This window comes from Milkweed yellows phytoplasma str. MW1 (assembly GCF_000309485.1).
Taxonomy (GTDB): domain Bacteria; phylum Bacillota_I; class Bacilli_A; order Acholeplasmatales; family Acholeplasmataceae; genus Phytoplasma.
Window position 1 is genome coordinate 1 of sequence record NZ_AKIL01000032.1, and the last position, 247, is coordinate 247.

1 pseudogene is annotated in these 247 nt (G+C 26.7%); it reads left to right on the forward strand.

Features of this window, described 5'->3' with window-relative positions:
- Nucleotides 1-247 (forward strand): annotated as a pseudogene (locus tag RI76_RS00495) (effector protein); the annotation flags it as partial.

Below are 247 nucleotides of genomic sequence, written 5' to 3' on the forward strand. Positions count from 1 at the left end.
TTTGTATTTATTTTATTAGGATTTTTAATTATTAATAATACTCAAATAATGGCCGCTCCTAATGAAGAGTTTATTGGCGATATGAGAATCGTTAATACAACTTTTTCAGATATTAATCGTATTAAAGATTTTCAACCATTTTCACAATATTTTGATTTTAAAATAAGTGGTCCTTGTTATAACGGAAACGTAGCAGAATTTGCAATTATGTGGAAAATTAAGAATCCACCTCGTAATTTATTAGGTG